We start from the raw sequence: 13209 nt of genomic DNA, 5'->3' as shown, positions 1-13209 counted from the left end.
TTATTAACAATTCAAATTTCATTTTTACAAATCCTATGTTATAGATAATAATTTTTGTTTTTAATTCCGCTTATCATTTCCCCAAAGCAGTTTTTGACGAATCGTTTCGTAGAAACTGAAATTTTTTGGTTTAATGAGAAACAAGGAAAATTCGGCTTTCTCAATTACAACTTCGCTACCAACATCCATATGATAAAGTCTGGAATCCAAAGCTAAAGTATATTGCGGAACACGGCTTTTGACCGTCAATTTTATCTTGGAATCGTCTTTTACTATGAGCGGACGAACATTCAGATTATGAGGAGCAATAGGTGATATCGCAAAGTTGTCATTACTTGGAGAAATAATCGGACCTCCACAACTTAATGAATAGGCGGTAGAACCTGTTGGTGTAGAAACAATCAATCCATCACCCCAGAAAACGTTCAGGAATTCATCATTAATATAAGATTCCACAGTAATCATTGATGTTGTTTCTTTTCTGGAAAGGCTGACATCATTCAAAGCAAATGGAAAATCAATCTGAGAATTATCATCCGTTGTAATTTTAATTACCGAACGTTCGCTGATATTATAATTTTTATCGAGAATAATAGAATCCAATTCATCGAAAATCTGGTCTTTTCGGAAATTTGCCAAAAATCCTAATCGCCCTGTATTAACTCCAATAATCGGGATTTCAAGGTCTTGAATAAAGGTTAAAGCATTCAGAATCGTTCCATCGCCTCCAAAACTAAAAACGATATTGACATTCTTATTCTTAAGCTCTTCTTTTCCGGAAAATGTATCAAATTCTTTGGAAAAATTCAGATTCTCCGCCATCTCTGCGTGAAGAACAACTGCTACTTCTCGCAACGCCAATTCGGAAATGAATCGGTTGAGATACAAAAACGTATCAAGATCTTTTTTTTGAGAATAGATAGCTGCCTTCATCAATTATATTTCTAAAAATTTCTGGAAAAACCCAAAACGGTCTTTCAACAGTTCTTCTTTCTCGTCATCATAATGTTTATGCACCACAACATAGCCGTAACGTTCAAAAGTCTCATCGATAGAACTTAGATTTTCATTGCTGATTTTGAGCGTAATTTCTACACTGTCGTCTTTTATAGCATTGATGAATGTGCCGTAGATTTTGCCATTGTTACTTTCTACAATCTGAGAAATCTCTGTCATAGAATAATGCAATCCTGTGGTTTGAATTGTCAAAATCGCCCCGTTTTCGGAAAACAAAGGATATTTGGAAAACTCATTGAAAATATCGTCGCAAGAGATATAACCCAGATATTTTTCCTCTTTGGAAATAACAGGAACTACATTTGCGTTGAAGGTGTGGAAAAGCTTGATGCTGTCCAGCAAACTACTGTCCTCCATAATCGCAAAACGCTCGTAATGGATATTAAGCGAATCCAGATTGCCTTCCGGACTGTCTTCCAGAAACGGCTGACTCAATCCACCAAGAAAAATACCCTTGCTCACAATGAAAACGTGGGAATATCCAAATTCCTTAGCAACCTCAGAAGCTTCTTCTATAGAGTCTCTGACGCCGAAAGCCGGATAGTCTTTGGAAATGTAATCTTTGATAAACATTATGCTAATTTACAAAAATTACTTAGCCACAAAAGATTTTAAAAAATTTTATATTTTTTTACAACAACTATTGCTTTATATAAAAATAAAAATATATCTTTGTCGCCTTTCATTTTTACTTTTTATTAGATTTATTTCAAACTGCAGCACTTCATTGTGTTTGCAGTTTTTTATTTTGTAAGATTAAGATTCTTTGCAAATTCCCAAATTACGATTCCGCCACAGACACTTACGTTCAGGGAATGCTTGGTTCCAAGTTGAGGAATTTCCAGAAAAGTATCAATATTTGGTAAAGCTTCATCGCTGATTCCATCGACTTCATTTCCGAGAATTAAAGCATATTTTTTTTCTGGATTAATTTCAAAATCTGTTATCAATTGACTTGACGAAGTTTGCTCAATCCCAATGATTTCGAAGTTTTCCTTTTTAAGGTGGTCAATAGCTACATTAATATCCTGCTCATAAATCCAATCCACACTCTCTGTTGCACCAAGAGCCGCTTTATGAATTTCACGATGAGGTGGCTGAGGCGTGATCCCACAAAGCACCACTTTTTCTATCAGAAAAGCGTCGCCAGTTCTGAAAATCGCACCAACATTGTGCATACTTCTCACGCTGTCCAAAATCACAACCAAAGGAATTTTAGCTGTTTTTTTGAAGGTTTCTACATCTATTCTTCCTAGCTCTTCTAGTTTCAGTTTTTTTGTCAAAATCAAGCTTTATTTAAAATTAAATCGATATTTCTCTCGATATTCTGCGCGATGGATTCCATCGGGATATCATTTTCATCATTATTGAAAGGATCCTCTATCTCTTCTGCAATCAGCTCCAAACTCATCAAAACATAATACACAAACATCGTAATCGGAATCATAAAAAATCCAAGATTCACAACATTCGCGATTGGCAAAGCCAAAACATAGAAAACAATAAACTTCTTGATGAATGATGAATAAGAGTATGGAATTGGTGTATTTTTGATTCTTTCACAACCTCCGCAAACATCCAAAAATCCTGATAGCTGAGTATCCAAAACCAACATTTCTGTTTCGGAAATCTTACCTTCTTTTTTTAATTGAAACAATTTTTTGGTCATCAGAAAAACCAATTCTGCAGGTCCGTGATGTTTCAGTTCTTTTTTAAGGTCTGTAAAATCCTCATCCAAAACCAATCTTGTTGATTCTTTGGAAAGATTTGTTGCCAGCAAATGAGGAAAAAGTTTAAGATAACGTGCGATCTGAGTTTTGGTTTTAACATCTTTATCATCCAAGATGCTACTCATCTTAATCATAAAATTTCGGCTGTCATTGACCAATTTTCCCCAAAGTTTTCGTCCTTCCCACCAACGGTCATAGGCTGTATTAGTCCTAAAAACCAAAAGCAAAGACAAGACAAATCCCAGTAAAGAATGAATCATTCCGATATTAATCACCGAAGATTTGGACGTCAAATGCAGATATTCTACTTCCAAATAATAGATGCCGTAAGAATAAACTCCTACGAGAAGCATTGTTGGAAAAAGGATACTCAGTGTGTCACTTTTATGAAGACTGATGAGTATTTTGAGGAAATTTTTTGTGTTGTAAGCGCGCATACAAAAAACATTAGATGACAAAGATAATTGATATCAAAATAAAATCCTGTGATAACTTTATAATTCACTCAAGTTTTAAATTGTTTCTGAAAATTATTTTTAAATTTAAGGATTGAAAAAACCAATCGATGTCAAATAAAGAAAAATTCATAACCGACCTCAACGCCAAGTACAATCCAAAAGGTGAACACATTATCCTCGGAAAAGGAATGCTGGATGGAGAAGTTATTACAGAAGTTAATGTTTCTATCCCTCTAAAAACCGTTAACAGACACGGCTTAATTGCCGGAGCGACTGGGACAGGAAAAACCAAAACACTTCAGGTTTTTGTAGAGCAACTGTCTCATGCAGGCATCCCGACTTTGGTAATGGACATCAAGGGTGACTTATCCGGAATAGCCGAAGCCGGAACAGAAAATGATAACATCAAAGATCGATATTCTAAAACGCAATTGCCTTATTCTCCACAGAGTTTTCCTGTAGAATTGATGACAATTTCCGGCGCAAAAGGTGTGAAACTTCGTGCGACAGTCTTAGAATTCGGACCAATTCTATTGAGTAAGATTCTTGGATTGAATGACACTCAACAAAGCATTATGTCTATTGTTTTCAAATATTGTGATGACAAAGTTTTGCCTTTGGTGGATTTACAGGATTTGAAAAAAGTTTTGCAATATGTGACTGATAATCCGATTGGTAAAAAAGAATTGGCTGACAATTACGGCTCGATTGCTCCCGCATCTTTGGGTGCCATTCTTCGTTCGATTGTTGCGATGGAACAACAAGGCGCAACAACTTTCTTTGGAGAACCAAGTTTTGAAGTGGATGATTTGCTAAAAACCAGAGATGGAAAAGGTGTTGTGAATATCTTCCGAGTTGATGATATTCAGAATAAGCCTAATCTTTTTTCCACGTTCATTTTATCATTGTTTGCCGAGATTTATATGACCTTTCCTGAAGAAGGCGACAGTGGAAAACCAAAATTGGTTTTGTTTATAGATGAGGCGCATTTATTATTTAATGAAGCTTCAAAAACCTTGCTTTCCCAAATCGAAACGATGGTAAAGTTGATTCGTTCCAAAGGAATCGGAATTTATTTTATCACTCAAATTCCTGGCGATGTTCCTGAAAATATTTTGAGCCAATTAGGGTTGAAAATTCAGCACGCTTTGAGAGGTTTCACTGCAAAAGACAGAAAAGAAATTGATAAAGCGGTAGAAAATTATCCAACGACAGAATTTTACAAAGCCAATGAACTCATCCAAAATCTTGGAATCGGAGAAGCTTTTGTAACCGCATTGGACGAAAAAGGAATTCCGACACCTTTAGTCCAAACTTATTTGATTTCGCCTGAAAGCCGAATGGATATCTTAACCGCATCAGAAATCGATGAACTGACCAGAAATTCTAATCTTGTCAAAAAATACGAACAAGACATCGATAAAGAAAGTGCCTACGAAATCCTCAACAAAAGAATCGAAGAACATACGCAAACCGTAATCCCAACGCCAACAAGAGGAAGACCTGCACAACCAAAAGAAGAAGCAGGAATGTTTGAGCAAGTCATTGAAAGTCGCGCCGGAAAAACCTTTCTAAATACTCTGGCAAGAGAAGGCGCTAAGTTTATCTTGGGAATGTTCAGTATGAAGAAAAGGAGATAAAAACTACTGAATGGACTACAAACTGATTGAAAAACTACAGACATTTTTACCTTTAGGTTATTTATATCTCATTATTCTCGGGATACTTAGAGATGGCGTTTTTTTCTATATGTTGGGAATTAATTTTCTAAAATATTCTTCAATAATGGACATTTTGATAAGTCCGATTGCAGAATTGACTTCTCAGCCAATCATCTTATTAACAGTAACTTTGATGGTTATAGTATTCTTTCTTTATTATAATTTTCTTGCTAAAAATAGTCACAAAAAGTGGGTTCGTGATTCTATTGTCAGCAAGAGTTTTCTTAAAAAAAATCCTGACGCAGCAGACATTGATTTGAAAATCCATATCAAAAAGCAGGCTTATTTCGCGATAGCATTTATGATTTCCGCTTTCTTCCTTGGTGGAGGTTTAGGAACAGGAATTAATGTAAAAGACAGAATTGCGAATAATAATTTAAAAATCAAACATAGGATTACAGATGATTCTGGAAATCAAAAAGACATTTACCTAATTGATTCTAACAGCGCTTATTTTTTTTACGTTGAAAAAGGACATAAAATTGTTACTATTGTGCCTGTCAGTTCCATAAAGAAAATAGAATTGATCAACAACAAAATGTTTGAGAAAGGAAGTTTCTCAAGTTTCTTAACTTTGTAGAAGGAAAAATGTAGATGTACTCAGTAATAGATATAGAAAGTAACAGAGCGCTTTTCGGAAAAACATACGAAATGTGTATATGATTAAATTTGCATTAAGTATATTGTATGGGAATTATCAAATACTTACTTCAGATTATTTATTTAAACTTTAAAAAATAAGAAGGTGATATATTATATTTTTCTTTGAAATTTTTAGAGAAGCTTTGCGCGGTATTAACCCGGATTTTGAGCAATTTACTGAGTGATAAAATGTTTTACTCCAATATAAAGAAATAAAATTATCTTTCTTATAATGATTGACAAATTTAGAAAAGTAAGAAACGTTTGTGTCACATTTTTGGGCTAATTGCTGCATATTTAATTCTTTTTCAAGAGACCTTTTTTTCCTCTTCAAACTTTTCTAAGAACAATAATATATTTTCTGTAATTAAAGGAATTATTTTGGATAGCTCTAGAATATTATGAAAAAAATGTAAATGAAATTATATTTTAAACCTGATTAATAGTGAAAATCTGTATTATTCAATATCTATATATAATGTAAATTTAAAATAATTGTTACATTTATATTATTCAAAAAATTACACAAATGAAAAAAATATCTCTCCTTTTATCTCTTTTTTGCTTTATATATTGTTTTTCCCAAAATGAGTTTATTACTATTTGGAAACCTAATAATCCTAGTTACCTTATGTGGGTTGGTAATCAGATGCAGCACTCTACTAATAGTCAAGTATATTTTCCGGGTGTTGGAACTGATTATACAATTTATTGGGAAGAAGCAGGTTTTCCTTCCCATAATGGAATACTGAACAATGTAACATCTACTGTAGGGAATGCAATATTGCTGGATTTTGGAAATCCTATTAATCCAAATACCTCTGAAGCTACTTATTACGTTAAGGTTAGCAACGGGAGTGGTAATTTTTCACAAATGGTTTTTCACGGTATTACTAGTGAGGGACCAACACGCTCTTATGGTGATACACAAAAAATACTGGATATTGTACAATGGGGCAATATTAATTGGAAAAAAATACAGTTTACCTACTGTAGCTATTTAGATTGTACTGCTGCGGATACTCCTGTTTTTTTGCCCGGATGTGACTTAAGCCGTTTATTTTATCAATGTCCGAGACTGAGAGCTAATTCACAAATCAATAATTGGGATACGACTAATGTAACCAACATGTCTTGGGCTTTTTACAATGCCGATTTATTTAATGAATCAATTTCAAACTGGAATACATCGAATGTAACCAATATGTCAACTATGTTTTTTTCTGCGGATATTTTTAATCAGGATATAACCGATTGGGATACCTCCAAAGTTACAGACATGTCTTATATGTTTAGCGGTGCACTTGCTTTTAACCAAAATATTGGAAAATGGAATACATTGAATGTAACCAATATGTCTCATATGTTTGAAGTGGCTAATTCTTTTAACCAATCTCTGAATAATTGGAATACATCAAAAGTGACAAGTATGGAGTCGATGTTTCAAAGCAACACTATTTTTAACGGGGATATTGGAAACTGGGATACTTCGTCAGTAAGAAGTATGTATAATATGTTTTTAAACGCGCTCAGATTTGACAAACCTATTGGGAATTGGAATACTTCTAATGTAACGAATATGGCTTTTATGTTTTATACAGCCCTTTCGTTCAATCAACCCATCGGTAGTTGGGATATTTCTAAAGTTACTGATATGACTGGAATGTTTAGTCTTGCAATCCTTTTTAATCAGAATATTGAAAATTGGGATACGACCAACGTCAGAGGCATGGGCAGTATGTTTTTCTCAGCTAATAAATTCAATCAGAATCTCGGAAAATGGAATTTGAAAAATCTCACTACCAGCGGACTGATTAACAATTTTATGTTGTATGGTTCAGGGATAGATTGTGACAATTATAATAAAACACTCATTGGCTGGGCAAATAATATCAATACACCAAATAATATACTTTTTAACGGTAATACGCCAATGGTTTACTCAAGCAATGAAGCAGTTTCCGCAAGAGATTTTCTTATTAACACAAAAAACTGGCAAATTGACGGCGACACTTATGACCCAAATTGTAACCCTCTTGCTACACACGAATCACAAAGTCTCAAAATCCAAATCTATCCTAACCCCGTAAAAAACATACTTAATCTTCAAGCTTCGGAAGAAAAAATCAAAAAAACGAAAATATATGACTTGTCCGGAAGACTGATAAAAGCAGAATCAGGAATTGAAAATAATAAGATAAACGTATCCGCACTAAGACCTGGTAATTATATTTTAAAAATAACGACGGATAAAAAAACACATCATTCTAAATTTATTAAGCAATAGGTTTATAAAAAACTCCTTTCGCAAAATACAAATCCTTACATTTGCGAAAGGATTTGTATTTAGTCATTTGTATTCAATAATAGACATAGAAAGTAACGGAGCGCCTTTTAGGAAAGAAAGCATTATAGAAATTGCCATCTATCGTTTTGATGGTCACGAGATTACAGACCAATTTATCTCCCTCGTGAATCCCGAAGCAGAGATTTCTGCTTTTGTGCAAAAGCTGACTGGAATTACCTCAAAAATGGTAATTACAGCTCCGAAATTTCACGAAATTGCTAAACGTGTGGTAGAAATAACCAAGGACTCTGTATTAGTTGGTCACAATATCGATTTCGATTACAGAATGCTTCGTCAATCGTTCAAACGTCTCGGTTACGACTTCACAATCAAAACTTTAGACACAATTCCATTAGCTAAAAATCTGATTCCGGATGAGAAAAGTTACTCCTTAAGTAAACTTTGTAAGTCAATCGGCATTCCATTGAGTGAAGCGCATCGTGCAAGTGGGGACGCAAGAGCAACTTTGGATTTGTTTAAATTACTGATTATCAAAGACAAAAACAACGAAATAATCCAATCACAACAGGAAGAAAATCTGGAGAAAGACTACATTAGCAAAGTTCAGATTTTGACAGAAGATTTGCCAAACGAAAGAGGAATTCTATATTTTCAAAACTCAGACGGGAAAATCATTAGCTCCGATGTTGTGGAAGACCTTTACAAATCTGCCAAGAAAATTTTCGATTCTGATAAAGCGAAGTATAAAAAAATCCAGGAAGAGACAGAGAAAATCTCTTATGAACTGACTGGAACTGACTTGATTGCCAAACTAATGATGCAAAATAAGGGCATCCAAAAAAGACAACAATTGACCTTTGGATTGTTTTACAGAAAGAACAAATATATTCTTGAGAAAATTAAACTTCAGGAAGATAAACCCTTACTGAGATTCAAGAGTTTTACGCAAGGTTTGAAGGCTATTAATTACATCAAATCCAGAGAAGAACTAAAGGATTTGATAGAATTCACTCATAAAATCAATCTCAAAGGAAGGAATGAAATCTGGTCGTCATCCGGACGAACTTTGGGCGAAAAATCATTTTTGGTTTTGGAGAAAGGCAAATTAATCGGTTTTGGGTTTTATGAATTGTATCATCAGATTCAGTCTTTGGAGAAAATCAAAAAGCTGATGTTGCCTGTGCCTAGATTTACACAGGAGTTGCAGAATGATTTGCAGTTGGCACTTTTGAGGAATGAGTATGACATTTCTTCGCTTCCTGAAAAATAAAAATTGATGAAAAGAATTCTTCGGTTTTTTGTTTTAATTATTATATTTCAGAGCATCAATATTTCTGCTCAATCCTTAAAAGATTCCCTACAAACAGAAAGACAACTAACAGTTCTTACAGGAATTAATTTTTGGAAAAACTCTCTTTTTGTAGAAGTTGGTTTAGCAAAATACAAGAATTCAACCAATGGTCATCACCCGCTTTCTTCTGCTTATTTTGTTTCGACTGAAGTTAATTTACTGACTGGAAAAAACTTTATCATCGGTCCAAAAATTGGAGGTTGGGTTTCCGGAGGAGTTGGAGCAATGGCATTAGGAGCTAACTTTATTTATTTTACAGACTTTAAAAATTCTAATTTATATTTTAGACCGGAGATTGGATTTGGTTTGATGCGTGTAAAAGTGATTTATGGATACAACGTAAGAATCACAAATAATCTTCTGGATGGAATTCCTAAAAGTAATATCGGAATTGTTTATTTACTACCAACAAAGAAAAAATAATCTTTCTATTATCCTAATTTTAAATCTTGAAATAAAAACATTGCAGGATTTACAGATAAACTCTAATTTTGCGAAAAATTTTAACAAAAGCAATGCAATATTTTAAACAAAGCAAAATCGGAAAAAAGGGAGCTGTGAGGTTCTCTAAGGTTTGGAATGTATAAAGAGTTGCATGCATAAGATATCTATTGCGGCAGACTCTTTTTGTAAGAATCTGCCTTTTTATTTTTAAAAATTTAACTTATGACAAATCAGGATTTGCTGGCTATAGCAAAAGAATTCGGGACACCCGTTTATGTGTATGACGTTAATTCGATACGCGAACAATACGAAAAACTGACTTCTTCTTTCTCGAAGAACACAAGATTTTTCTACGCAGCCAAAGCTTTAACCAATATCAATATCCTGAAATACGTGGAAAAGTTAGGCGCTTCTCTTGACTGTGTTTCTATCAACGAAGTGAAATTGGGTTTGAAAGCTGGTTTCTCAAACGACAGAATCCTTTTCACACCAAACTGTGTTGACCTTGCAGAAATCGAGGAAGCAATGTCTCTGAATGTTCATATCAATATCGATAACATTTCGATTTTGGAGCAATTTGGAAATAAATTCGGTAGTTCTTATCCGATTTTTGTGAGAATCAATCCGCACATTTTTGCAGGAGGAAATTATAAAATCTCGACAGGTCACATCGATTCCAAATTTGGCATTTCCATTCATCAGCTTCGTCACATCGAACGTGTTATGAAATCCACTAACATCAATGTTGAAGGGCTTCATATGCACACAGGAAGCGAGATCAAAGATCCGGACGTCTTTCTTCAAGGTCTTGATATTATGTTCGAACTGGCAGAACATTTCCCAAATCTGAAATATCTGGATATGGGAAGCGGTTTCAAAGTTCCTTATCAAGACGGCGACATCGAAACAGATGTGAAATCTCTTGGGAAAAAAGTTAATGCTGCGATTAAAAAACACGAGGAAACTTCTGGGAAAAAATTCCAGCTTTGGTTTGAGCCTGGAAAATTTTTGGTGAGTAAAAGTGGACATTTCCTGGTAAAATCCAATGTTATCAAACAAACTACAGCGACCGTTTTTGTAGGTGTTAATTCCGGATTCAATCATTTGATTCGTCCGATGTTCTACGATTCTTATCATATTATCGAAAACCTATCCAATCCAAAAGGTCCGGAAAGAATCTATACTGTGGTTGGAAACATATGTGAGACAGATACTTTTGCTTGGGACAGAAAAATCAATGAAGTAAGAGAAGGTGATGTGATTGTTTTCAGAAACGCAGGCGCTTATGGTTTTGAGATGAGTTCGAATTTCAATTCGAGATTGAAGCCAGCGGAAGTAATGTTCTTGGACGGAAAAGCACATCTTATCAGAAAAAGAGACGAATTCGAAGATTTATTAAAAAACCAGATTGAAGTTTTGTAATTTGTTGCTAATCAGAGTTATTTTGGCATAAAATTTCTTTCTAATTTATTATAAATCAAATACTATGAAATCAATACTATTTTCATTGAGCCTGCTGATATCTACATTAGCTTTTGCTCAAAATAACGACGTTGAAGAATCCTTGAATATCGATATTCCAATGGCGGATGCTTCTACAAGTTCGGTGACTTACAGTGTAAGAGGAATTTATCAAATAAAAGACGAGTCTTGTAATCCTTCTCAGTTCAAAAGTTTGAGGTATCCTGGCGGAACGGATAAATATATCAAAGAATTGAAAGAAAAATTGCAGCAGAACGTCAATTGGAGCACTTATTCAATCAATGGATTGTTCTTTGTAAAACTTGACATAAACAAAGACGGAATTTTGTCTAAAGTTGAAGCCGGACCAAAAGTGGCGAACAGCGAACCTTTCCTTAAAGATTTGAAAGACGCCGCAACAAAGGTTGGCAAAACTTGGATTCCAGCCAAATGCAACGGAACACCAATAGATTCTAAAGCCATTCTGAAAATCGATTTTTCATCAATGACTTATGACAATGCTTTTAATTAATATAAAAATAGAAACCGCTAATTAGATTAGCGGTTTTTTTTATTAGTTTCTACCCTTCTATCATTGCTAAAAAAAGCATTCAGATTTCTCTAAACGCCTTTCTTCCCTCATTCGGATTTTTTAATCAGAATTGATTTTAGGCAAAAGTATAGTTTATTTAGTTCAAATAAAATGAACCATGGTTAATAAATTCGTTTTCTGATTCTGCTAAGTGCCTGTGGCGTAATACCCATATAAGAGGCGATATGCTTCAATGGAATTTTTTGAAACAGGTCTGGCTGCTCTCTCAAAAGTGAAAGGTATCGTTCTTCTGCAGTTTCACTTAGAAAAGAAAATTCTCTGTTTAGTTTTTCTACATAAAGCGCTTCAACAGTCAGTCTACCAACCAGATTACCAATAGTCTGAGTTCTGTAGATCTCCTGCAAATCATCATAATGGATCTGCCAGACCACCATATCGGTTAATGCTTCTATGTCGCATCTGGAAGGTGTTCTTTGAGTAAAAGAATCATAAGCCGTAAGGAATTGATTTTGAAATACAAATCTTATAGTCAGCTCTTTATTTTCCTTCATAAAGAAGAGCCTTGCTGCTCCATTTTCAACAAAAGACAGATAATTATCCACCTCACCTTTATTAAGAATTATATCTTTTTTCTTGTATTCTTTTCTAAAGTTTTTCTCCACAAAAGGCCTCCAGTTTTCTTCAGTAAGCGGAATGCCTTTAGAAAGCAAATATTGTCTGATAAACTCCATTCATTTTTATTTATAAATTGAATTGAGTTCGTTCATATATTCGTAAGCTGTCAAATCAAATTTTACAGGTACAATACTGATATAACCATTTTCCAAAGCCGTTTCGTCTGCATCCTCAGACTCATCCATATTGTTGAAATAGCCTGTCAACCAGTAATATTTTCTTCCGTGCGGGTTGGTTCTTTCGTCAAAACTTTCTTCCCATTTGGCGTTGGCTTGCTTACAAACTTTGATGCCTTTGATTTCTTCCTTGTTTAATTTGGGAATATTAACATTCAGGACAACTCCTTTAGGCATTGGGTTTTCCAAAGTTCTAAGAATAATATCTTTAATAAAATCTTCAGCCTGGTCAAAGTCTGCTTCCCATTTCAAATCGGAAAGTGAAAATCCGATGGCTTGCAGACCTTCCACACCAGCTTCTACCGCTGCAGACATCGTTCCGGAATAAATAACATTGATAGAAGAATTCGCACCGTGATTAATTCCAGAAACTACCAAATCCGGTTTTCTTGGAAGGATTTTATCTAATGCCATTTTCACACAATCCACAGGGGTTCCTGAGCAGGAGAAATCTTTTTGAGGTCCATCCAGGTTTAATTCCTCGAAACTTAAAGTTGAGTTGATGGTGATGGCGTGACCTTTTCCACTTTGAGGAGAATTAGGAGCTACAACAATAACGTCGCCAATTTGGTTGACTATGCTAATTAATTTTCTGATGCCAGGCGCAGTAATTCCGTCGTCATTGGTTACCAGAATCAATGGTTTACTCATAAATTTTATTTAATTTTTTTCG

Annotated in this window: 13 protein-coding genes; 7 read left to right on the top strand and 6 right to left on the bottom strand. The window is 34.5% G+C overall.

The window, feature by feature from the left end:
- Positions 1 to 60: 60 nt before the first annotated feature.
- The 4 genes from KI430_RS13395 to KI430_RS13380 form a co-directional block, all read right to left on the bottom strand.
- Complete coding sequence (locus tag KI430_RS13395) at positions 61 to 933, bottom strand: NAD kinase (protein WP_074235872.1); 873 nt, start codon at positions 931 to 933, stop codon at positions 61 to 63.
- Positions 934 to 936: 3 nt separating this feature from the next.
- Positions 937 to 1590, bottom strand: coding sequence for a CBS domain-containing protein (locus KI430_RS13390; protein WP_074235873.1), 654 nt, complete (start codon positions 1588 to 1590; stop codon positions 937 to 939).
- Positions 1591 to 1760: 170 nt separating this feature from the next.
- On the bottom strand, positions 1761 to 2300 hold the full coding sequence (locus KI430_RS13385) for an RNA methyltransferase (RefSeq protein WP_248875457.1): 540 nt from the start codon (positions 2298 to 2300) through the stop codon (positions 1761 to 1763).
- Between the two features lie 2 nt (positions 2301 to 2302).
- On the bottom strand, positions 2303 to 3184 hold the full coding sequence (locus KI430_RS13380) for a bestrophin family protein (RefSeq protein WP_248875456.1): 882 nt from the start codon (positions 3182 to 3184) through the stop codon (positions 2303 to 2305).
- 128 nt (positions 3185 to 3312) lie between these two features.
- Here KI430_RS13380 and KI430_RS13375 point away from each other — a divergent pair, with 128 nt between their 5' ends.
- The 7 genes from KI430_RS13375 (at position 3313) to KI430_RS13345 (ending at position 11664) form a co-directional block, all read left to right on the top strand.
- Positions 3313 to 4845, top strand: coding sequence for a helicase HerA-like domain-containing protein (locus tag KI430_RS13375; RefSeq protein ID WP_248875455.1), 1533 nt, complete (start codon positions 3313 to 3315; stop codon positions 4843 to 4845).
- A gap of 10 nt (positions 4846 to 4855) precedes the next feature.
- Positions 4856 to 5506: a hypothetical protein gene (locus KI430_RS13370; protein WP_248875454.1), complete on the top strand. Its 651-nt coding sequence runs from the start codon at positions 4856 to 4858 to the stop codon at positions 5504 to 5506.
- Between the two features lie 591 nt (positions 5507 to 6097).
- Positions 6098 to 7855, top strand: a complete 1758-nt coding sequence (locus KI430_RS13365; RefSeq protein ID WP_248875453.1) for a BspA family leucine-rich repeat surface protein — start codon at positions 6098 to 6100, stop codon at positions 7853 to 7855.
- 67 nt (positions 7856 to 7922) lie between these two features.
- Positions 7923 to 9146 (top strand): PolC-type DNA polymerase III, encoded by a 1224-nt coding sequence (locus KI430_RS13360; protein ID WP_248875452.1) that lies wholly within the window; start codon positions 7923 to 7925, stop codon positions 9144 to 9146.
- A gap of 6 nt (positions 9147 to 9152) precedes the next feature.
- Positions 9153 to 9650 (top strand): hypothetical protein, encoded by a 498-nt coding sequence (locus tag KI430_RS13355; RefSeq protein ID WP_248875451.1) that lies wholly within the window; start codon positions 9153 to 9155, stop codon positions 9648 to 9650.
- A gap of 243 nt (positions 9651 to 9893) precedes the next feature.
- Positions 9894 to 11093: a diaminopimelate decarboxylase gene (gene lysA, locus KI430_RS13350; RefSeq protein WP_248875450.1), complete on the top strand. Its 1200-nt coding sequence runs from the start codon at positions 9894 to 9896 to the stop codon at positions 11091 to 11093.
- 64 nt (positions 11094 to 11157) lie between these two features.
- A complete protein-coding gene (locus KI430_RS13345; RefSeq protein WP_248875449.1) occupies positions 11158 to 11664 on the top strand; it encodes a hypothetical protein in 507 nt (168 codons plus the stop codon).
- 182 nt (positions 11665 to 11846) lie between these two features.
- Here the strand turns inward: KI430_RS13345 and KI430_RS13340 are convergent, their stop codons facing one another.
- Both KI430_RS13340 and surE read right to left on the bottom strand, forming a co-directional pair.
- Positions 11847 to 12416 carry a Crp/Fnr family transcriptional regulator gene (locus KI430_RS13340; protein ID WP_248875448.1) on the bottom strand — a complete coding sequence of 190 codons (570 nt, stop codon included), beginning with the start codon at positions 12414 to 12416 and terminating at the stop codon, positions 11847 to 11849.
- Between the two features lie 6 nt (positions 12417 to 12422).
- Positions 12423 to 13187, bottom strand: coding sequence for a 5'/3'-nucleotidase SurE (gene surE, locus KI430_RS13335; protein ID WP_248875447.1), 765 nt, complete (start codon positions 13185 to 13187; stop codon positions 12423 to 12425).
- Between the last annotated feature and the right edge of the window lie 22 nt (positions 13188 to 13209).

It is taken from the genome of Epilithonimonas zeae (assembly GCF_023278365.1).
Taxonomy (GTDB): Bacteria; Bacteroidota; Bacteroidia; order Flavobacteriales; family Weeksellaceae; genus Epilithonimonas; species Epilithonimonas zeae_A.
The sequence above is the reverse complement of the archived record's forward strand: the minus strand, read 5'-3'. Positions and strand labels throughout refer to the sequence as shown.